The sequence below is a fragment of the Enterobacter sp. N18-03635 genome (genome assembly GCF_004006055.1).
GTDB classification, from domain to species: domain Bacteria; phylum Pseudomonadota; class Gammaproteobacteria; order Enterobacterales; family Enterobacteriaceae; genus Enterobacter; species Enterobacter vonholyi.
In genome coordinates, this window is record NZ_CP034769.1 from 4,005,133 (window position 1) to 4,027,454 (window position 22,322).

16 protein-coding genes, 2 tRNA genes and 1 pseudogene are annotated in these 22,322 nt (G+C 54.0%); 2 read left to right on the top strand and 17 right to left on the bottom strand.

Annotation, left to right across the window (positions count from 1 at the left end; translation table 11 throughout):
* Window positions 1-62 precede the first annotated feature (62 nt).
* Entirely contained in the window at window positions 63-1,070 is a 1,008-nt protein-coding gene (locus tag ELK40_RS19925; RefSeq protein WP_115876344.1) for a luciferase-like monooxygenase, read from the top strand.
* 84 nt (window positions 1,071-1,154) lie between these two features.
* On the opposite strand, the gene mtr is transcribed toward ELK40_RS19925, so the two are convergent.
* From mtr to ELK40_RS19985, 11 genes and pseudogenes are all read right to left on the bottom strand, one after another.
* On the bottom strand, window positions 1,155-2,399 hold the full coding sequence (mtr, locus tag ELK40_RS19930) for a tryptophan permease (protein WP_115876390.1): 1,245 nt from the start codon (window positions 2,397-2,399) through the stop codon (window positions 1,155-1,157).
* A 142-nt stretch (window positions 2,400-2,541) separates the two neighbouring features.
* Window positions 2,542-4,437, bottom strand: coding sequence for a DEAD/DEAH family ATP-dependent RNA helicase (locus tag ELK40_RS19935; protein WP_111964959.1), 1,896 nt, complete (start codon window positions 4,435-4,437; stop codon window positions 2,542-2,544).
* A 180-nt stretch (window positions 4,438-4,617) separates the two neighbouring features.
* A complete protein-coding gene (gene nlpI, locus ELK40_RS19945) occupies window positions 4,618-5,502 on the bottom strand; it encodes a lipoprotein NlpI (protein WP_023309331.1) in 885 nt (294 codons plus the stop codon).
* A gap of 50 nt (window positions 5,503-5,552) precedes the next feature.
* A pseudogene (gene pnp / locus ELK40_RS19950) lies at window positions 5,553-7,749 on the bottom strand (polyribonucleotide nucleotidyltransferase).
* Between the two features lie 242 nt (window positions 7,750-7,991).
* Complete coding sequence (gene rpsO, locus ELK40_RS19955; RefSeq protein ID WP_003861789.1) at window positions 7,992-8,261, bottom strand: 30S ribosomal protein S15; 270 nt, start codon at window positions 8,259-8,261, stop codon at window positions 7,992-7,994.
* Window positions 8,262-8,415: 154 nt separating this feature from the next.
* Window positions 8,416-9,366 carry a tRNA pseudouridine(55) synthase TruB gene (gene truB, locus ELK40_RS19960; protein WP_115876345.1) on the bottom strand — a complete coding sequence of 317 codons (951 nt, stop codon included), beginning with the start codon at window positions 9,364-9,366 and terminating at the stop codon, window positions 8,416-8,418.
* Window positions 9,366-9,770 (bottom strand): 30S ribosome-binding factor RbfA, encoded by a 405-nt coding sequence (gene rbfA, locus ELK40_RS19965; RefSeq protein WP_003024988.1) that lies wholly within the window; start codon window positions 9,768-9,770, stop codon window positions 9,366-9,368. The genes truB and rbfA overlap by 1 nt, the downstream gene beginning before the upstream one ends.
* A gap of 89 nt (window positions 9,771-9,859) precedes the next feature.
* Window positions 9,860-12,547, bottom strand: a complete 2,688-nt coding sequence (gene infB, locus ELK40_RS19970) for a translation initiation factor IF-2 (RefSeq protein WP_115876346.1) — start codon at window positions 12,545-12,547, stop codon at window positions 9,860-9,862.
* A gap of 24 nt (window positions 12,548-12,571) precedes the next feature.
* On the bottom strand, window positions 12,572-14,074 hold the full coding sequence (nusA, locus tag ELK40_RS19975; protein ID WP_003861798.1) for a transcription termination factor NusA: 1,503 nt from the start codon (window positions 14,072-14,074) through the stop codon (window positions 12,572-12,574).
* 28 nt (window positions 14,075-14,102) lie between these two features.
* Window positions 14,103-14,555, bottom strand: coding sequence for a ribosome maturation factor RimP (gene rimP / locus ELK40_RS19980; RefSeq protein ID WP_014833432.1), 453 nt, complete (start codon window positions 14,553-14,555; stop codon window positions 14,103-14,105).
* A 207-nt stretch (window positions 14,556-14,762) separates the two neighbouring features.
* A tRNA-Met gene (locus ELK40_RS19985) sits at window positions 14,763-14,839 on the bottom strand.
* A 287-nt stretch (window positions 14,840-15,126) separates the two neighbouring features.
* On the opposite strand from ELK40_RS19985, the gene argG reads away from it, so the two are divergent.
* Complete coding sequence (gene argG / locus ELK40_RS19990; RefSeq protein ID WP_127732399.1) at window positions 15,127-16,473, top strand: argininosuccinate synthase; 1,347 nt, start codon at window positions 15,127-15,129, stop codon at window positions 16,471-16,473.
* Between the two features lie 187 nt (window positions 16,474-16,660).
* On the opposite strand, the gene ELK40_RS19995 is transcribed toward argG, so the two are convergent.
* The 6 genes from ELK40_RS19995 to rlmE form a co-directional block, all read right to left on the bottom strand.
* Window positions 16,661-16,747: transfer RNA gene (locus tag ELK40_RS19995), tRNA-Leu, on the bottom strand.
* Between the two features lie 9 nt (window positions 16,748-16,756).
* Window positions 16,757-17,089, bottom strand: coding sequence for a preprotein translocase subunit SecG (gene secG, locus ELK40_RS20000; RefSeq protein WP_127732401.1), 333 nt, complete (start codon window positions 17,087-17,089; stop codon window positions 16,757-16,759).
* Window positions 17,090-17,312: 223 nt separating this feature from the next.
* A complete protein-coding gene (gene glmM / locus ELK40_RS20005; protein ID WP_023309339.1) occupies window positions 17,313-18,650 on the bottom strand; it encodes a phosphoglucosamine mutase in 1,338 nt (445 codons plus the stop codon).
* Window positions 18,643-19,491: a dihydropteroate synthase gene (gene folP / locus ELK40_RS20010; protein ID WP_127732403.1), complete on the bottom strand. Its 849-nt coding sequence runs from the start codon at window positions 19,489-19,491 to the stop codon at window positions 18,643-18,645. The genes glmM and folP overlap by 8 nt, the downstream gene beginning before the upstream one ends.
* Before the next feature lie 98 nt (window positions 19,492-19,589).
* Window positions 19,590-21,524, bottom strand: a complete 1,935-nt coding sequence (gene ftsH, locus ELK40_RS20015; protein ID WP_010436002.1) for an ATP-dependent zinc metalloprotease FtsH — start codon at window positions 21,522-21,524, stop codon at window positions 19,590-19,592.
* Window positions 21,525-21,626: 102 nt separating this feature from the next.
* The gene (gene rlmE / locus ELK40_RS20020) at window positions 21,627-22,253 is read right to left on the bottom strand and encodes a 23S rRNA (uridine(2552)-2'-O)-methyltransferase RlmE (RefSeq protein WP_003861812.1); all 627 of its coding nucleotides are present in this window, start codon (window positions 22,251-22,253) and stop codon (window positions 21,627-21,629) included.
* Window positions 22,254-22,322 lie beyond the last annotated feature (69 nt).

Consider the following 22,322-nt stretch of genomic DNA (forward strand, 5'->3'; position numbering starts at 1 on the left):
TAACAACGGTTATCATTTTTTAATGCAGTATTAAAGATTCACCGTCGACAAAGTGAGCTGTTATGACTGACAAAACCATTCCGTTTTCGGTGCTGGATCTGGCGCCGATCCCACAAGGCTCCTCGGCAAGAGAAGCCTTTTCGCACTCTCTGGATCTGGCTCAGCTGGCCGAAAAGCGTGGCTATCACCGCTACTGGCTGGCCGAACACCACAACATGGTGGGCATCGCCAGCGCCGCCACCTCGGTACTGATTGGTTATCTGGCGGCAAACACCACCACACTGCACCTGGGATCCGGCGGCGTGATGCTGCCAAACCACGCTCCTCTGGTGATCGCCGAGCAGTTTGGCACCCTGAATACCCTCTATCCGGGCCGTATCGATTTAGGGCTTGGCCGTGCGCCGGGCAGCGACCAGCCGACTATGCGTGCCCTGCGTCGCCATATGAGCGGCGATATCGACAACTTCCCGCGCGACGTGGCCGAACTGGTGGACTGGTTCGACGCGCGCGATCCGAACCCGCACGTGCGTCCGGTACCGGGCTACGGCGAGAAGATCCCGGTGTGGCTGCTGGGCTCGAGCCTCTACAGCGCGCAGCTTGCCGCCCAACTGGGGCTACCGTTTGCATTTGCCTCGCACTTCGCGCCGGATATGCTGCATCAGGCGCTGCATCTCTACCGCACGAACTTCAAACCGTCCGAGCGTCTGGAGAAGCCGTACGCAATGGTGTGTATCAACATCGTTGCCGCCGACAGCAATCGCGACGCGGAATTCCTGTTTACCTCCATGCAGCAGGCGTTTGTGAAGCTGCGTCGCGGTGAAACGGGCCAGCTTCCGCCACCGGTGGAGAATATGCATCAGCTGTGGTCAGCCTCCGAACAGTATGGCGTGCAGCAGGCGCTGAGCATGTCGCTGGTAGGCGATAAAGCGAAAGTGCGTCACGAGCTGGAGGCGGTGCTGCGCGAAACGCAGGCGGATGAAATTATGGTTAACGGCCAGATTTTCGATCACCAGGCGCGTTTGCACTCGTTTGAGCTGGCGATGCAGGTGAAAGAGGAGTTGGTGGGATAGGTTTTTGCCGGATGGCGGCTTCGCCTTATCCGGCCTACGCGATCCCTGTAGGCCCGGTAAGCGTAGCGCCACCGGGCTTTGCGTTTACTGATAGACAGGCAGCAGGTTAAAAGTCGACAGCACGTGGACCAGTGCGTTACCTACCCCAAACACCAGGATCAGTGCAATCATCGGCTTGCCGCCCCAGACGCGAAATTTCGGGCTGCCGAAGCGTTTACGTGATTTACGTGCCAGCAGCGCGGGCACAATTGCCGCCCAGATGGTTGCCGCCAGCCCTGCATAGCCGATGGCGTACAGGAAACCGTTCGGCCACAGCAGGCCGCCCACAATCGGCGGCAGGAAGGTCAGCAGCGCGGTTTTGAAGCGCCCCATCGCAGAATCATCAAAGCCAAACAGATCCGCCAGGTAGTCAAACAGGCCCAGCGTCACGCCGAGGAAAGAGCTCGCCACCGCAAAGTTAGAGAAGATAACCAGCAGCAGATCCAGGCTGCGGCTGTTCAGCACGCCGCTCAGCGCCTGCACCAGCACGTCAATGTTACCGCCCTTCTGGGCAATGCCGATAAATTCCGGACGCGGGATGTTGCCCATCGTCCCTAGCAGCCAAATCACATACAGCCCCAGCGCCAGCAGCGTGCCGTAGACCAGACACTTCACAATGGTGCGCGGATCTTTGCCGTAGTACTTCATCAGGCTCGGCACGTTACCGTGGTAGCCGAACGACGCCAGACAGAACGGCAGGGTCATCAGCAGGTAAGGCGTGTAGGAGGTGTTCACTTCGGCGACGTTAAACAGCGTGGCGGGCGTCACGTGCCCCAACAGACTGCCGAAGGTCAGGAAGAAGGTGATGACCTTCGCGCCCAGTACGATTGCCGTCATACGACTCACCGCTTTGGTACTCATCCAGACGATAAACGCCACAGCCAGCGCGAAACATAGCCCCGCCAGACGCGCCGGAACGTTCAGCGACATCTCCGAGAAGGTGTGATGCAGAATCGAGCCGCTCGCTGAAATATACGCGTAGGTGAGGATATACAGCACAAACGCGATGGAGAGCCCGTTCACCAGATTCCAGCCTTTGCCCAGCAGATCTTTGGTGATGGTGTCGAAACTGGAGCCAATCCTGTAGTTCAGGTTCGCCTCGAGGATCATCAGCCCGGAATGGAGCATACAGAACCAGGTAAAGACCAGCGCGGCCAGCGACCAGAAGAACCACGCACCGGACATGACCACGGGCAGGGAGAACATCCCGGCACCTATAATGGTTCCGCCGATGATCACCACGCCGCCAAGCAGCGAAGGTGACGTTTGGGTGGTGGTTAGTGTCGCCATACAGCCTTTTCTCCAGTCAATCATACGGTTCTGCATTTTAATGTGACGCACTGTACCAGTACAAGAGTACAAAAGGAATAAAAAAAGCCCCGATCGCATGAATCGGGGCTGTATATTTTACTTTACGTCAGAAGCGTAAGGCTTACGCGTCACCGAAACGACGACGGCTGGTGCCTTCTTCACGACGCGGGCCACGGCTTTCGCGGCGCTCGCCGGAGAAACGACGGCCTTCACCACCGCGACCTTCGCTGCGACCGCCTTCACGACGCTCACCGCCGAAACCGCGACCACCGCCACGACGTTCGCCGCCACGGTCAGGACGTGGCTGCGCATCACCCAGCAGCTGCATGTTCATCGGCTTGTTCAGGATGCGGGTACGCGTAAAGTGCTGCAGCACTTCGCCCGGCATGCCTTTTGGCAGCTCGATAGTAGAGTGGGATGCGAACAGCTTAATGTTACCAATGTAACGGCTGCTGATGTCGCCTTCGTTAGCGATCGCGCCAACGATGTGACGAACTTCAACGCCATCATCACGGCCCACTTCAATGCGGTACAGTTCCATGTCACCTGCGTCGCGACGTTCACGACGTGGACGGTCTTCACCACCACGCTCTGGACGGTCACCACGTGGGCCACGATCGTTACGGTCGCCACGACGTTCGAAGCGATCGTCACGGTCACGGAATTCACGCTTAGGACGCATCGGTGCATCTGGTGGCACGATCAGGCTACGTTCGCCCTGAGCCATTTTCAGCAGTGCTGCGGCCAGGGTTTCCATGTCCAGCTCTTCGCCTTCAGCAACAGGCTGAATCTGCGACAGCAGCGCACGGTACTGATCCAGATCGCTGCTTTCCAGCTGCTGCTGTACTTTAGCGGCGAATTTTTCCAGACGGCGTTTGCCCAGCAGCTCTGCGTTTGGCAGGTCCGCTTCTGGAATGGTCAGCTTCATGGTGCGTTCGATGTTACGCAGCAGACGACGCTCGCGGTTCTCAACGAACAACAGCGCACGGCCAGCACGACCCGCACGACCGGTACGGCCGATACGGTGAACGTAAGACTCGGAATCCATCGGGATGTCATAGTTAACAACCAGGCTGATACGCTCAACGTCCAGACCACGTGCTGCCACGTCGGTTGCAATCAGGATATCCAGACGACCGTCTTTCAGACGCTCCAGAGTCTGCTCACGCAGAGCCTGGTTCATGTCGCCGTTCAGCGCTGCGCTGTTATAGCCGCTACGCTCCAGGGCTTCAGCCACTTCCAGGGTCGCGTTTTTGGTGCGAACGAAAATAATCGCCGCATCAAAATCTTCCGCTTCCAGGAAACGTACCAGCGCTTCGTTTTTACGCATGCCGTACACAGACCAGTAGCTCTGGCTGATGTCCGGGCGAGTGGTTACGCTGGACTGAATACGCACTTCCTGCGGATCTTTCATGAAGCGTTTGGTGATACGACGAATCGCTTCTGGCATGGTGGCAGAGAACAGCGCGGTCTGATGACCGTCCGGGATCTGCGCCATGATGGTTTCGACGTCTTCGATGAAGCCCATACGCAGCATTTCATCTGCTTCATCCAGCACCAGGCCGCTCAGTTTAGAGAGGTCCAGAGTACCGCGCTTCAGGTGATCCAGCAGACGGCCCGGCGTACCGACAACAATCTGTGGACCCTGGCGCAGGGCGCGTAACTGCACGTCATAACGCTGGCCGCCGTACAGGGCTACCACGTTTACGCCGCGCATATGTTTAGAGAATTCCGTCATTGCTTCTGCAACCTGAACAGCCAGTTCACGGGTTGGAGCCAGGACGAGGATCTGCGGTGCACGCAGGTCCGGATCAATGTTGTTCAGCAGCGGCAGCGAGAATGCTGCAGTTTTACCGCTACCAGTCTGGGCCATGCCCAGCACGTCACGACCAGAAAGCAGGTGTGGGATACACTCAGCCTGGATCGGAGATGGTTTTTCGTAACCCAGATCGTTAAGGGCTTCAAGGATAGGAGCCTTCAGGCCCAGATCTGCAAAAGTGGTTTCGAATTCAGCCATGTAGTACGAGTGCCTCAATGTCAATGGCGGCCAGTCTACTTAGCTCATCGTGAAAATGATTAGCAATTTTCATTGAAAAGTGTGAACCGGCTCAAAGTAGGTGTATTGACGAACAACAACGCCCTCACCAGTTAAGGTGATGGCAATCAAAAGATTACGGGCTGATGTTTATGTCGTCAGCTATTGCTGGTCCGATTCTGCCAGGTCGTCATGCTCCTGGCCCAAGAGCGATAATTCCAACAATGCATAACGGTGCTCAACGAAGTTGTGTACGTTGTTAGCAACCGCTAATTTGAACAGTGCCGTAGCGCTGTCCATATCCCCCAGACTTAGGTAGTACTTACCTAAATAGAAGTTGGTTTCACTGAGATGCTCAGCGAGCGAGGTGTTATCCGTTGCGTCCGCCTTGAGGCGTTCCATCAGCGTTGCTTCGCTAATGTTGCCCAGGTAGAACTCGACAATGTTCCATCCCCACTGTTCCTTGTCCGATTTATCGAAGCGCTGTTTCAGTGCCTCTTTTGCCTGCTTCTCATCGAGCTTCCGCTCAACGATGTAAAGCCACAGGCTACGGAAAGGATCATTAGGATCGTCTTGATAAAACGCCAGCAGATCATCTTGCGCTAACTTATCACGACCGCCGTAATACAATGCGATACCGCGATTCAAGTGCGCGTAGTTGTAAGTTGGATCAAGCTCAAGTACAGAATCAAACGCTTCATAGGCAGCATCAAAATTGCCTGCCTGCGTTAAATAAATGCCTAAGTAATTGAATACTTCAGGCATATCAGGTCGGATAGCCAGCGCTTGTGAAAAATCATTTCGCGCCAGTGCCCTCAGACCGAGACTATCATACAACACTCCGCGCTCATATAAAAGCTGTGCGCGTTCTTCATCGGTTAAAGCCCGACTGGCAAGTATTTGTTCCATGCGTGCCAGAATCACTTCTTGCTGCAAAGTCGGTTGCAATGGCACTGCGAGGACTTCGCTCTTACGCCAGGCAGAGTTGCTGCATCCTGCCAGCGTTAAAGCTGTCGCAACGAAACACCAGCGCAAAAAAGGCTTCATTTCCCACTCCCGAAGACAACTATTGGATGAACGTCCTGTCCCCCGGCGGCTTAACAAGGCGTCCTGCCTGATAATAGGCCCTCCGCAAAGCGGAGGGCAAATGGCAACTTACTCGCCTTGCTGTTCTGCTGCCTGTGCTTCAGGCGCAGCAGCTGGCTGAGACTGCTCGGTTGCTTCTTTAATGCTCAGACGGATACGGCCCTGGCGATCAACTTCCAGAACTTTAACCGGTACTTCCTGACCCATCTGCAGGTAATCGGTCACTTTCTCAACGCGCTTGTCAGCGATCTGAGAAATGTGAACCAGACCTTCTTTACCGCCACCGATGGCAACGAACGCGCCAAAGTCAACGATACGGGTCACTTTACCTGCGTAGACGCGGCCCACTTCGATCTCTGCAGTGATTTCTTCGATGCGACGGATCGCGAATTTCGCTTTCTCGCCGTCGGTTGCTGCGATCTTCACAGTACCGTCATCTTCGATTTCGATGGTGGTGCCAGTCTCTTCGGTCAGCGCACGGATTACGGAACCGCCCTTACCGATAACATCTTTGATCTTGTCTGGATTGATCTTGATGGTGTGGATACGTGGAGCGAACTGAGAAATGTCGCCACGCGGCGCGTTAATCGCCTGTTCCATCACGCCCAGGATGTGCAGACGCGCACCTTTAGCCTGGTTCAGAGCAACCTGCATGATCTCTTTGGTGATACCTTCAATTTTGATATCCATCTGCAGCGCAGAGATACCGTCGCGGGAACCCGCCACTTTGAAGTCCATATCACCCAGGTGGTCTTCGTCACCCAGAATGTCAGACAGAACAACGAAGTTGTCGCCTTCTTTCACCAGGCCCATTGCGATACCCGCAACGGCGGCTTTGATTGGCACGCCTGCATCCATCAGCGCCAGAGAAGCACCACATACGGAAGCCATGGAAGAGGAACCGTTGGATTCGGTGATTTCAGACACCACACGTACGGTGTACGGGAATTTGTCTGCTTCTGGCATTACTGCCAGCACGCCGCGCTTCGCCAGACGACCGTGACCAATTTCACGACGCTTCGGCGAGCCAACCATACCGGTTTCGCCTACGGAGTACGGAGGGAAGTTGTAGTGGAACAGGAAGCTGTCAGTGCGCTCGCCCATCAGTTCGTCGATGATCTGTGCGTCACGTGCCGTACCCAGAGTCGCGGTAACCAGCGCCTGCGTTTCGCCACGGGTGAACAGCGCGGAACCGTGAGTACGTGGCAGAACGCCAGTACGCACGTCAAGTCCACGGATCATGTCTTTTTCACGGCCATCGATACGCGGCTCGCCTGCCAGAACGCGGCTACGAACAACGTTTTTCTCGATTGCGTGCAGGATTTCGCCAATTTCGTTAGCGTCCAGCGTTTCGTCTTCGGCAACCAGGGTCGCGGTTACTTCAGATTTGATCACGTCAACCTGAGCGTAACGCTCCTGCTTGTCAGTGATGCGGTACGCATCGCTCAGACGAGATTCTGCCAGAGCTGCAACGCGTGCGTTCAGCGCGTCGTTTGCCGCTTCTGGCTGCCAGTCCCAACGTGGTTTACCGGCTTCTTTCACCAGATCGTTGATGTTCTGGATAACGATCTGCTGCTGGTCATGGCCGAAGACCACAGCACCCAGCATCTGGTCTTCGCTCAGCAGTTCAGCTTCGGATTCAACCATCAGCACAGCTGCTTCAGTACCCGCAACAACCAGGTCCAGCTTACTTTCTTTCAGCTCTTCCTGAGTTGGGTTCAACACGTACTGGTCGTTGATGTAGCCAACGCGCGCGGCACCGATTGGGCCATTGAATGGAATACCAGACAGTGACAGGGCAGCGGATGCGCCAATCATGGCAACAATGTCTGGGTTAACCTGTGGGTTAACGGAAACAACGGTCGCGATAACCTGTACTTCGTTAACGAAGCCTTCCGGGAACAGCGGACGAACCGGGCGGTCAATCAGACGCGCGATCAGGGTTTCGCCTTCGCTTGGACGGCCTTCACGACGGAAGAAGCCACCCGGGATTTTACCGGCAGCGTAGGTACGCTCCTGGTAGTTAACGGTCAGCGGGAAGAAGTCCTGACCTGGTTTAGCTTTTTTCTGGCCAACAACGGTAACGAATACCGCTGTGTCATCCATGCTTACCATAACGGCAGCAGTAGCCTGACGAGCCATCATGCCGGTTTCCAGCGTGACGGTATGTTGACCATACTGGAATTTACGAACGATCGGATTCAGCAAAGTTCTGTCCTTTCTTAAATGTTTGAAAGCACACCACCGGTGTGCTGTCGTTTTAACCCGACCTTCTTCGCATCCTCGCGACTAATGACAACCAACACCCCCATGGGTGAAGCCTCTCATTAGCCGCGCGAACCTCTGCAATGAAGATCATTTATAGCAACAATACAATAGTTTCCAGTGAATTGCTGCCGTCTGGTTGAAAAAAGGGGCCATCAGGCCCCCTTTTCTGAAACTCGCAAGAATTAGCGACGCAGACCCAGACGCTCGATCAGCGCGGTGTAGCGTGCAACATCTTTACGTTTCAGGTAGTCGAGCAGTTTACGACGCTGAGAAACCATACGCAGCAGACCACGACGGCTGTGGTGATCTTTTTTGTGCTCTGCAAAGTGACCCTGCAGGTGGTTAATCTGTGCAGTCAGCAGTGCAACCTGAACTTCGGTAGAACCGCTGTCGTTAGTACCACGACCAAACTCAGAAACGATTTTAGCTTTAGCTTCAACGCTTAGAGACATTTTCAAACTCCAAAGTATAAAGAATGTAAGGATGCCGATCTCTAATTCAGCGATCCCATGTACGCCCCGCAGATTGTTAAACAATTTACCAGGCGTTAAGCGGCGATATTCTACTCGTCTCCCCTGCTTATCGCAAGGTGAGCCGTTATCACCGTCACGCGTCGACCGGATATTCGACGACCAGACGACGCGGCGCAACGCGCCCTTCGCCATCCATTTCGCCCATACCGATGAATTTCCCTTCGTCACCTTCGGTCACACGTACCAGGCCTTCCAGCGGCGCTTCCGCCGTACGAACCGGGTTGCCGTTCTTAAAGTAAACGGACGATGTTAAAGGAAGATTAACGACCGGGAAGTCCGCTGCCGGACTGTCCATCGGCATTAGCAGTGGATCCAGCAAATCTGCCGGCGCGATCCCCTGCGCTTCCGCCTGTTCTAACAGCTCGCGCAGATGTTCCAGGGTCACCATCCGCTCCACCGGATACTTGCTCACCGCCAGACGGCGCAGGTAAATCACATGCGCGCCGCAGCCCAGCTTTTCACCGAGGTCGTCAATGATGGTGCGAATATAGGTCCCTTTCGAACAGTGTACTTCCAGCTCCAGCTCATCACCTTCGTGGCGAATAAACAGCAGCTCATACACGGTAATCGGACGGGCTTCACGCGGGACTTCAATGCCCTGGCGCGCATATTCGTAGAGTTTTTTTCCCTGATACTTCAGCGCCGAATACATCGACGGCACCTGCATCGTGTCACCACGGAAACTCTCCAGCGCAGCATCAAGCTGTTCCGCGCTGAACGTCACCGGGCGCTCTTCCACCACCTGACCATCCGCGTCGGAGGTATCCGTGCGCTGGCCCAGCTTAGCGATAACGCGGTAACGCTTATCGGAGTCGAGCAGGTACTGGGAAAACTTTGTCGCCTCTCCCAGGCAGACCGGCAGCATGCCGGTTGCCAGCGGATCGAGCGCTCCGGTGTGGCCCGCACGGTTGGCGTTATAAATACGCTTAACTTTTTGCAGCACGTCGTTGCTGGAAGCGCCCTGGGGTTTATCCAGCAGCAGCACACCATGCACGTCGCGACCACGACGACGAGGACGACTCATCAGTCCTCCTTGCTGTCGTCCGCCGGGTTAACACGACGCTCATCGTCATGTTTAACCACGCTGGTCACCAGGTTGGACATACGCATACCTTCAACCAGCGAGTTGTCGTAGAAGAAGGTAAGTTCAGGCACGATACGCAGGCGCATCGCCTTGCCAAGCAGAGAGCGGATGAAACCAGAAGCTTCCTGCAGCGCTTTAATGCCGTTTTTCACTGCCGCTTCGTCCTGATCGTTCAGGAAAGTAACGAACACTTTTGCATAGGCCAAATCGCGGGACATTTCGACACCGGAAACGGTGGTCATCATGCCGACGCGCGGGTCTTTGATTTCACGTTGCAGAATGAGCGCGATCTCTTTCTGCATTTCCTGCGCTACGCGCTGAGGGCGACCAAATTCTTTCGCCATAATAAATTCTCCAGACAAAAAAGGGGCTAAAGCCCCTTTTTGAAATTATTGCCGGGTGGCGCGAGGCGATCCCGGCTTACAATCGAAAATTAAGCGATGGTACGCTGAATTTCGATGATCTCGAACACTTCGATCATATCGCCAACGCGAACGTCGTTGTAGTTCTTCACGCCGATACCACATTCCATGCCGTTACGGACTTCGTTAACGTCATCTTTGAAGCGGCGCAGGGATTCCAGCTCGCCTTCGTAGATAACCACGTTGTCACGCAGTACGCGGATTGGGTTGTGACGCTTGATGTTACCTTCGGTAACCATACAGCCCGCGATTGCACCGAATTTCGGTGATTTGAACACGTCACGTACTTCAGCCAGACCGATGATCTGCTGTTTCAGCTCAGGAGACAGCATGCCGCTCATCGCTGCTTTCACTTCGTCGATCAGGTTATAGATGACGGAGTAGTAACGCAGATCCAGGCTTTCGGCTTCAATCACTTTACGCGCAGACGCATCCGCACGAACGTTGAAACCAACCAGGATAGCGTTGGACGCAGCAGCCAGGGTCGCGTCGGTTTCGGTGATACCACCTACGCCAGAACCGATGATCTTCACTTTCACTTCGTCGGTAGACAGTTTCAGCAAGGAGTCGGAGATCGCTTCCACAGAACCCTGAACGTCGGCTTTCAGAACGATGTTCACTTCGTGAACTTCGCCATCGGTCATGTTGGCAAACATGTTCTCGAGTTTAGATTTCTGCTGACGAGCCAGTTTAACTTCACGGAATTTGCCCTGACGATACAGTGCCACTTCACGCGCTTTCTTCTCGTCACGCACCACGGTCACTTCGTCACCAGCAGCCGGAACACCGGACAGACCCAGGATTTCAACTGGAATGGACGGACCTGCTTCCAGCACTTCCTGACCCAGTTCGTTACGCATCGCACGAACGCGACCGTATTCGAAACCGCACAGAACGATATCGCCTTTATGCAGCGTACCTTCGCGAACCAGAACGGTAGCAACCGGGCCACGTCCTTTATCCAGGAAGGATTCGATAACCGCACCGCTCGCCATACCGTTACGGATGGCTTTCAGCTCCAGAACTTCGGCCTGCAGCAGGATCGCGTCCAGCAGTTCGTCGATACCGGTACCCGCTTTCGCAGACACGTGTACGAACTGGCTTTCGCCGCCCCACTCTTCCGGCAGAATACCGTACTGGGAAAGTTCGTTTTTAACACGATCGGGATCCGCTTCTGGCTTATCGATCTTGTTCACTGCAACCACAACCGGCACACCCGCTGCTTTCGCGTGCTGGATAGCTTCGATGGTCTGCGGCATGACGCCGTCGTCTGCAGCAACAACCAGAACAACGATATCCGTCGCCTGAGCACCACGAGCACGCATTGAGGTAAACGCGGCGTGACCCGGGGTATCCAGGAAAGTGATCATACCGTTGTCAGTTTCTACGTGGTATGCACCGATGTGCTGGGTAATACCACCCGCTTCGCCAGAGGCAACCTTGGTAGAGCGAATGTAGTCAAGCAGAGAAGTTTTACCGTGGTCAACGTGACCCATGATGGTCACTACCGGTGCGCGCGGTTCTGCCGCAGCACCTGTGTCACGGTCGCTCATTACCGCTTCTTCCAGCTCGTTTTCACGACGCAGGATAACTTTGTGACCCATTTCTTCCGCAACCAGCTGTGCAGTTTCCTGATCGATCACCTGGTTGATGGTTGCCATAGCGCCCAGCTTCATCATCGCTTTGATGACCTGAGAGCCTTTAACCGCCATCTTGTTCGCCAGTTCGCCAACGGTAATGGTTTCGCCGATCACAACGTCACGGTTAACGGCCTGAGCTGGCTTCTGGAAGCCCTGCTGCAGAGCGGAACCTTTACGCTTGCCGCCTTTACCACCGCGAACAGCCGCGCGTGCTTCTTCACGGTCAGCTTTAGATTCAGCGTGCTTGTTGCCTTTTTTCGCCGGACGCGCTGCTTTTGCATTACGACCACGGCCACGACCGCCTTCAACTTCACGATCGTTATCATCTTCAGCCTGACGCGCGTGCTGAGAAGTGGTCACGTGATAGTCGCTGGTGTCTTCAGACTGCTCAACGGTATCAACACCGTTCTTCTCATTTTCTTCAGCCATACGACGCGCTTCTTCGGCGACGCGGCGAGCTTCTTCTTCCAGCTTACGGCGGGCTTCTTCTTCCGCTTTACGCTTCAGCTCGGCAGCTTCATTTTCACGGCGGGCTTTTTCAGCCTGGGCGGTTTTGGTCATTTCGTCTGTCTGTTGATTGCTCACTTTGTCTTTTTCCGCAGCGTCACGCTTCACTTTATCACTTGCGTCGCGTTTCGCTTTTTCTGCGGCCTCACGTTCAGCTTTTAATTCTGCTTCACGTTTGGCGGCTGCTTCCGCCTCACGCTGAGCTTGTTCTTCCGCTTCACGCTGTGCCTGCTCTTCCGCGGCAAGGCGTTCTGCCTCTTGCGGATCACGTTTTACAAAGGTGCGCGTCTTGCGGACTTCAATTTGTACCGATTTGCTTTTACCACCGGTACCAGGGATGTTTAACGTGCTACGCGTTTTGCGCTGCAGCGTTAACTTGTCAGGCGTAGAACCGTGTTCACGGTTCAGGTGCGTTAACAAGGTTTGTTTTTCTTGCGCGGTCACCGAGTCATCAGCGGACTTCGGGATCCCTGCATCAGCAAATTGCTGTACCAGGCGGTCCACGGAGGTCTGAATCTCAGCAGCCAGCGATTTTACAGTTACATCAGTCATGCTGTTCCTTCCTGCTACAGTTTATTACGCTTCGTCGCCGAACCAGCAAATATTACGTGCGGCCATGATGAGCTCGCCGGCTTTCTCGTCGGTTAAACCTTCGATATCAGCCAGGTCATCAACGCCTTGCTCAGCGAGATCTTCCAGCGTACAAACACCACGGGCAGCCAGCTTGAACGCAATCGCACGATCAAGACCTTCCAGATTCAGCAGGTCATCAGCCGGCTTCTTATCGCCAAGGCTTTCTTCCTGAGCCAGTGCCAGGGTGGTCAGTGCGTTTTTAGCGCGTTCACGCAGGGCTTCAACGGTTGGTTCATCCAGACCGTCAATTTCCAGCAGCTCTTTCATTGGCACATAGGCCAGTTCTTCCAGCGTAGAGAAACCTTCTTCTACCAGAACAGTGGCGAAATCTTCGTCAATATCCAGGTATTTGGTGAAGGTATCGATCGCCGCATGGGCTTCAGCCTGATGCTTAGCCTGCAGGTCATCAACGGTCATGACGTTGAGTTCCCAGCCGCTCAGCTGTGACGCCAGGCGTACGTTCTGACCGTTACGGCCGATTGCCTGCGCCAGGTTGCCCGCTTCAACAGCGATATCCATGGTGTGTTTGTCTTCGTCAACAACGATAGACGCCACATCAGCTGGAGCCATTGCGTTGATCACGAACTGCGCCGGGTTGTCATCCCACAGAACGATATCAATTCGTTCACCGCCCAGCTCAGTAGAAACAGCCTGGACGCGCGCACCGCGCATACCGACGCAAGCACCGACCGGGTCGATACGCTTGTCGTTGGTTTTCACCGCAATTTTCGCACGGGAGCCCGGATCGCGAGCCGCCGCTTTAATCTCAATAACTTCTTCACCGATTTCCGGTACTTCAATACGGAACAGTTCTACCAGCATTTCTGGTTTAGAACGGGTCACGAAGAGCTGTGCACCACGCGCTTCAGGGCGAACGGCGTACAGAACACCGCGAATACGGTCGCCTGGACGGAAGTTTTCACGCGGCAGCATATCTTCACGCAGGATCACGGCTTCAGCGTTACCCGGCAACCCTTCGGATTTGATCTCCAGGGAGATGTTGTCGCGGTTCACTTTCTTCACCACACCGGTGATGATCTCGCCTTCCTGATCGCGGAACTGATCGACAACCAGCGCGCGCTCGGCTTCGCGCACTTTCTGCACGATAACCTGTTTAGCGGTCTGGGTGGTGATACGGTCGAAGGTCACAGATTCAATCTGATCTTCAACGTAGTCACCCACGTTCAGACTTTCGTCTTCGAAACGGGCGGCTTCCAGCGTGATCTCTTTGGTCGGCTGGGTCACTTCTTCAACGATTACCCAACGACGGAATGTATCGAAGTCACCGCTTTTACGATCGATTTCTACGCGAACATCGATCTCTTGTTCGTATTTTTTCTTGGTTGCTGTAGCCAGTGCACTTTCCAGCGCTTCGAAAATCTTCTCACGCGGCAGTGATTTCTCATTGGAGACGGCTTCAACAACAGCCAAAATTTCTTTGTTCATCGCGGGCTTTTCACCTCAATCCAGACTGTTAAAAGTGGGGAACCAGGTTCGCCTTCTGGATATTACTCAGCGCGAACACTTCATCTTTGCCTTCGACTGTCACCGTGATCATTTCACCATCAACGGCTTTGATAATTCCCTGCCATTTACGGCGGTTCTGTACGGCCATACGCAGAACGAGAGCCACTTCTTCACCGGTAAAGCGCACATAGTGCTCGGCCGTGAACATCGGGCGATCGAGGCCAGGTGAGGAAACTTCCAGGTTGTACGCAACGGTAATTGGGTCTTCAACATCAAGAACCGCACTCACCTGGTGGCTGACATCAGCACAATCATCAACATTGATGCCATCTTCACTATCAATATAGATGCGCAGCGTCGATGTACGGCCGCGAACGAATTCGATGCCGACCAGTTCGTAGCCCAGTGCTTCGACCGGTGCAGTAATCATCTCTGTTAATTTTTGCTCTAATGTGGACAAGCCCACCCCCAAGACATAAAAAAAGGGCGTAAAGCCCAGTTATTCTGTAGTCAGATAACAAAAAACCCCGATAAATCGGGGCTTTAGATAACTGAACCCTATAGCCACAACTGTGGCCTGGAGCACTTTCCTAAAGAATTTTTTCAAATCCAGCTACGAAGGCTCTAAGTCTTCACAGTATATTTGAAAAAGAACTTTATGGGAAAGTGGTTGCGGGGGCCGGATTTGAACCGACGACCTTCGGGTTATGAGCCCGACGAGCTACCAGGCTGCTCCACCCCGCGCCTGAAACGTGGCAAATTCTACGCGTTTTGGACAGAATTTGCAAATAATGCTGGGATTTGGTACCGAAGACGGGACGTAAAATCGGCGTTTAGTATATTGATAGTTGACCCCACCTGTCAAGGCGACTTCCGCCAGATCGATCGGACCAAAATTTTTACAAAAAACGCACGAGTCTCTTCCGGTCTTCGCCAAAAGATGATTAAATGAATACTCACTTATTTTGCATAAAAATGCACAAGAGAGCGAAAGCGGTCTCTAATCAGTCAATCAAGCAGGGTTTTATTCTATGACGACGATTCTCAAGCATCTTCCGGTAGGACAACGTATTGGCATCGCTTTCTCAGGCGGCCTGGATACCAGCGCTGCACTGCTGTGGATGCGCCAGAAGGGAGCGGTTCCGTATGCTTATACTGCGAACCTGGGTCAGCCGGATGAGGACGACTACGATGCAATTCCTCGTCGCGCTAAAGAGTATGGTGCAGAGAACGCGCGCCTGATTGACTGCCGTAAGCAACTGGTCGCTGAAGGTATCGCAGCTATTCAGTGTGGTGCATTCCATAACACCACCGGCGGTCTGACCTATTTCAACACCACTCCGCTGGGCCGTGCGGTTACCGGCACCATGCTGGTTGCGGCGATGAAAGAAGACGGCGTCAACATCTGGGGTGACGGCAGCACCTATAAAGGAAACGATATCGAACGTTTCTATCGTTATGGCCTGCTGACCAACGCCGAACTGCAGATTTACAAACCGTGGCTGGATACCGACTTCATCGACGAACTGGGTGGACGCCATGAGATGTCCGAGTTTATGATCGCCTGCGGTTTTGACTATAAGATGTCAGTCGAGAAAGCCTACTCCACCGACTCCAACATGCTGGGTGCGACGCACGAAGCGAAAGACCTGGAATTCCTGAACTCCAGCGCGAAGATCGTTAACCCGATCATGGGCGTGAAGTTCTGGGACGAGAACGTCAAAATCCAGGCTGAAGAAGTTACCGTACGTTTCGAACGCGGCCATCCGGTAGCGCTGAACGGTAAAACCTTCTCAGACGATGTTGAGCTGATGCTGGAAGCTAACCGGATTGGCGGTCGTCACGGTCTGGGCATGAGCGATCAGATTGAAAACCGTATCATCGAAGCGAAAAGCCGTGGCATCTATGAAGCCCCGGGTATGGCACTGCTGCACATCGCTTACGAGCGTCTGCTGACCGGTATTCACAACGAAGACACCATTGAGCAGTATCACTCTCATGGCCGTCAGCTGGGCAAACTGCTGTATCAGGGCCGCTGGTTCGATCCACAGGCGCTGATGCTGCGTGATGCGCTGCAGCGTTGGGTGGCAAGCGCGATCACCGGTGAGGTGACCCTGGAACTGCGTCGCGGTAACGACTACTCCATTCTGAATACGGTGTCTGACAACCTGACCTATAAAGCAGAGCGTCTGACCATGGAGAAAGGTGAATCCGTGTTCTCACCGGACGATCGTATTGGTCAGCTGACCATGCGTAATCTGGACATTACCGATACCCGCGAGAAGCTGTTCAACTATGTTGAGAATGGCCTGCTCTCCGCGAATTTCGGTAACGGCCTGCCTCAGGTTGAAAACCTGGAGCATAGCGATAAGAAGTAATCGCTATTCAGAAATGTAGAAGGCACCCTAAGGGTGCCTTTTTTATGGTCTTCGTAGGCCCGGTAAGCGCAGCACCACCGGGCAAAACGGCGGGTGGCGCTGCGTTTACCCTACCCGCCCTACAAAATCACCACATAATATACAGACGAAAAAAAAGACGTCTTACGACGTCTTTTTTCTGGAATATTGGTACCGAGGATGGGACTCGAACCCACAAGCCCGTTAGGGCACTACCACCTCAAGGTAGCGTGTCTACCAATTCCACCACCTCGGTACAGAATACTTAGTGCGGGATATCGCTGGTTGGCTTAGCCGGTGCAGCTGGCTGACTCTGCTCAGTTTTCGCTGGCGCGCTCAGATTTTCCCACTCGCTTCCTTTGCTGGTCTTGTTGCTGTTGATATTACCAAGCACCAGGCTGATGATGAAGAACAGCGTAGCCAGAATCGCCGTAGTACGGGTCATGAAGTTCGCAGAACCACTTGAACCGAACAGCGTACCGGAAGCGCCTGCTCCGAAGGAGGCTCCCATATCAGCGCCTTTACCTTGCTGCAGCATAATCAGCGCTACGAGAGCGATGGCTACAATAAGGAAAACAACTAAAAGAGCTTCGTACATAATCAACCTGTTCCTTGCGGATTTGCCGCATACCAATGCTTCGACCAATTAGCAGGATTTCTGTTTCCCACTGAAGCGGGTGTGAATACTAACCAAAGCGAATCACCTTCGCAAGGGCATTTTCGACGCATTGTATCAACTGCGGAAAAAAACAGCAAAAAGCCATTAATTGCTTAAAACAAAGGCGGCAAACGCCGCCTTTTTAAACATTTAGCGTGCAAGATTATGCAGCTTTTACAGCATCCGCAATACGGTGCGCGAATTCGGTTACCTGCGCTTCGTCTTCACCTTCCACCATCACGCGGATCAGCGGTTCAGTGCCGGATTTACGCAGCAGCACGCGTCCACGATTGCCAAGGGCCGCTTCAACGTCAGCCATCACCGCTTTGACGTTCTCATTTTCCAGCGGATCGCCTTTACCGGCAGTAAAGCGTACGTTTACCAGGATCTGTGGGAACATTTTCATGCCGCTGCACAGGTCGTGCAGGCTCATATGATTGCGCGCCATAGCGGCAACCACCTGCAGCGCGGCCACAATACCGTCACCGGTGGTGGTTTTGTCGAGCAGGATCACGTGACCCGAGTTTTCTGCACCGATACGCCAGCCCTTCTCCTGCAGTTTTTCCAGCACATAGCGGTCACCCACCTTCGCGCGGACAAAAGGAATACCGAGCTGTTTCAGGGCCAGTTCCAGGCCCATGTTACTCATCAGCGTACCTACCGCACCGCCGCGCAGCTGGCCCTGACGCAGGCCCTCACGGGCAATAATGTAGAGGATCTGATCGCCGTCGACCTTGTTACCTTCGTGGTCGACCATGATCACGCGGTCACCGTCGCCGTCAAGCGCAATACCCAGATCGGCTTTTTCTGCCAGAACACGCGCCTGCAGGGCACGAACGTCAGTTGCCCCCACCTGCTCATTAATGTTCAGACCATCCGGCTCGCAGCCAATGGTGATTACTTTCGCACCCAGTTCGCGGAAGACATTCGGGGCGATGTGATAGGTCGCGCCATTTGCACAGTCCACCACAATTTTCAGATGAGCCAGGCTCAGCTCATTCGGGAAGGTACCTTTACAGAATTCGATATAGCGACCCGCCGCATCGACGATACGGTTCGCTTTACCCAGCTCTGCGGAATCAACACAGGTAATCTCTTTTTCCATCTCAGCTTCAATAGCTTCTTCCACGTCATCCGGCAGCTTGGTGCCATCAATGGAGAAGAATTTAATGCCGTTGTCGTAGAACGGGTTGTGAGAAGCTGAAATGACAATCCCCGCTTCCGCACGGAAGGTGCGCGTCAGATACGCGACTGCAGGCGTTGGCATTGGGCCCGTAAAGGAGGCGGACAGTCCCGCAGCCGCCAGACCCGCTTCCAGGGCGGACTCCAGCATATAGCCCGAAATACGGGTGTCTTTACCGATGATTATTTTACGTGAGCCATGACGCGCAAGCACTTTACCAGCAGCCCAGCCGAGCTTCAGGACAAAATCAGGGGTGATGGGAGCATCGCCTACGCGCCCACGGATACCGTCGGTACCAAAATATTTACGATTACTCATAGCGTTTGTTTTCCTTCGCTGCCAGTGTGGCTTCCACCACACGCATGGCTTCTACTGTTTCTTTGACGTCATGGACACGAATAATGTGCGCACCCTGCATCGCCGCAATCACCGCGCAGGCCAGGCTGCCGCTCAGGCGTTCGCTCGGCCCCACGTTCAGCAACTGCCCAATCATCGACTTTCTCGACATTCCCACCAGTAACGGCAGGCCAAAATGATGGAATTCCGATAAGCGCGCAAGCAACGCATAATTGTGGGAGAGATTTTTACCGAAACCGAACCCTGGGTCGAGCAGCAATTTCTCTTTTGGGATACCTGCACGTTCACAGCGTTCGATATGCTCAATAAAGAAGCGATTTACGTCGGCAAAGACATCGTCATACTTCGGCGCGTCCTGCATAGTTTTTGGTTGGCCCTGCATATGCATCAGGCAAACCGGCAGCCCCGTTTCCGCAGCCGCCTCAATCGCCCCCGGTTCGGTAAGTGAACGGATATCATTGATAATGTGAGCGCCTACTCTCGCCACTTCACGGATCACCTCTGGTTTGGAGGTGTCAACGGAGATCCACACTTCAAACCGCTGTGCGATTGCTTCAACGACCGGCACCACGCGCGCCAGCTCTTCTTCCACAGACACGTCCGCCGCGCCTGGACGCGTCGATTCGCCGCCAACGTCAATGATGGTGGCACCCGCATTAATCATTAAATTCGCGTGCTTAACCGCCTCGATAAGCGTGTTATGCGCACCGCCGTCAGAGAAGGAGTCAGGGGTAACATTCAGGATCCCCATCACGTGGGGATGTGAAAGATCGAGATGCGAGTCCTGAGCGAATAATTTCATGGCGAAATCCCTGGTATCTATATCGTTAAACAGAAATGAAAAACCCCGGAGCAAGCTCCAGGGTTTGAGGTACAGACAAACGCTTCAACAGCAGTGGCTTACTTATCGCCCAACTGTTCTGACATGGTGTTGCCCGGATTTGGCGTACGCGGTTCATCAACCGGACGCGGCGCACGCGGGGTGCCATTGTTGTCAGAATTATTGGAAGCGCCTGGGTCTTCCCAGCCTGCTGGCGGACGTACTTCGCGGCGCGCCATCAGGTCGTCAATCTGCGGTGCATCGATGGTCTCATATTTCATGAGCGCATCTTTCATCGAATGCAGGATGTCCATATTGTCGTTCAGGATCTGGCGCGCACGCGCATAGTTACGTTCTACCAGAGATTTAACTTCCTGGTCGATGATACGTGCCGTCTCATCGGACATATGTTTCGCTTTAGCCACAGAACGGCCCAGGAATACTTCACCCTCTTCCTCTGCGTACAGCAGCGGACCGAGTTTGTCGGAGAAGCCCCACTGAGTCACCATGTTACGCGCCAGGTTTGTCGCCACTTTAATGTCGTTGGACGCACCGGTAGAAACATGTTCCACACCGTAGATAATCTCTTCTGCCAGACGACCACCGTAGAGGGTAGAAATCTGGCTTTCCAGTTTCTGACGGCTGGCGCTGATCGCGTCGCCTTCAGGCAGGAAGAAGGTCACACCCAGCGCACGACCGCGCGGAATAATCGTCACTTTATGCACCGGATCGTGTTCCGGCACGAGGCGACCGATAATCGCGTGACCCGCTTCGTGGTATGCCGTGGACTCTTTCTGCGCTTCCGTCATCACCATGGAGCGACGTTCCGCACCCATCATGATTTTGTCTTTCGCTTTCTCAAATTCCACCATCGATACGACGCGCTTGTTACCGCGAGCGGCAAACAGAGCAGCTTCGTTGACCAGGTTAGCCAGGTCCGCACCGGAGAAGCCTGGAGTACCGCGCGCAATGATTGCCGCATCGATATCTGGCGCCAGCGGCACGCGACGCATGTGAACTTTCAGAATCTGTTCACGACCGCGAACGTCCGGCAGACCCACAACAACCTGACGGTCGAAACGGCCTGGACGCAGCAGCGCAGGGTCAAGTACGTCCGGACGGTTAGTCGCCGCGATAACGATGATACCTTCGTTACCTTCGAAGCCGTCCATCTCAACCAGCATCTGGTTCAGCGTCTGTTCACGTTCATCGTGACCACCGCCCAGACCTGCGCCACGCTGGCGGCCTACGGCGTCGATTTCATCGATGAAGATAATGCACGGTGCTGCCTTCTTGGCCTGCTCGAACATGTCACGCACACGAGATGCACCAACACCCACGAACATTTCGACGAAGTCAGAACCTGAAATAGTAAAGAACGGCACCTTCGCTTCGCCCGCGATGGCTTTCGCCAGCAGGGTTTTACCGGTACCCGGAGGGCCAACCATCAGCACCCCTTTCGGGATCTTACCGCCCAGCTTCTGGAAACGGCTCGGTTCACGCAGGTATTCAACCAGTTCACCGACCTCTTCTTTCGCTTCGTCACAACCGGCGACGTCAGCGAACGTGGTCTTGATCTGGTCTTCCGTTAGCATACGCGCCTTGCTCTTACCGAACGACATGGCACCTTTGCCACCGCCGCCCTGCATCTGGCGCATAAAGAAGATCCAGACGCCGATAAGAAGCAGCATCGGGAACCAGGAAATGAAGATAGAAGCCAGCAGGCTTGGTTCTTCTGGCGGCTCACCTACCACCTTGACGTTTTTGGTCAGAAGGTTATCAAGCAGCTTAGGATCGTTCACCGGGATGTAAGTCGTGTAACGGTTACTATCTTTCTTGGTAACGTTGATCTCACGTCCGTTGATACGCGCTTCGCGAACCTGGTCCTGATTGACCTCCTGCAGGAAGGTAGAATAATCCACCTTGCGGCCATTCGACTCGCTGGGCCCAAAGCTCTGGAATACTGACATCAGCACAACGGCAATGACCAGCCAGAGTATTAGGTTTTTCGCCATGTCACTCAAGGGATTAACCTCATATTACAACTGTGTTAAAAACAGCGTCAGGATACTCTATATCCAGTTTCATTCAAACTTTCGCCTGAAATCTACCGGTTATCATTTTCGCCCGGTCGCTACAATATACACTTCTCGGGAACGGGCCCGGGAAGAGTCCGGCTTACGAACTTTAACCTTCGCAAACAGGGAGCGAATTTCCTTAAGATACTCCTCGAAACCTTCGCCCTGAAACACCTTCACAACAAAACTACCACCAGGCGCTAGTACATCACGACACATTTCTAACGCTAGCTCCACCAGATACATGGCGCGGGGGATATCCACCGCCGGTGTTCCGCACATATTTGGTGCCATATCTGACATGACAACCTGGACCTTACTGTCACCTACACGATCAAGTAACGCTTTCAGCACTAATTCATCACGAAAGTCGCCCTGAAGGAAGTCGACACCGACGATGGGATCCATTGGTAAAAGATCGCACGCGATGATTCGGCCCGTTCCGCCGATCTGCGTTACCGCATACTGGGACCATCCGCCAGGTGCCGCACCGAGGTCTACAACCGTCATCCCCGGCTTAAAAAGTTTGTCACTTTGCTGTATTTCATCAAGTTTAAACCAGGCACGGGAACGCAACCCCTTTTTCTGTGCCTGTTGAACATATTTATCGCTAAAGTGTTCCTGAAGCCAGCGGCTGGAGCTGGCAGAACGCTTTTTACCTGTCATTTAACATTTCCGTCCTGGTTCATCGTTACCTGCCTGTGACGTAAATTTCTACGCAGCTATTTGGCGATA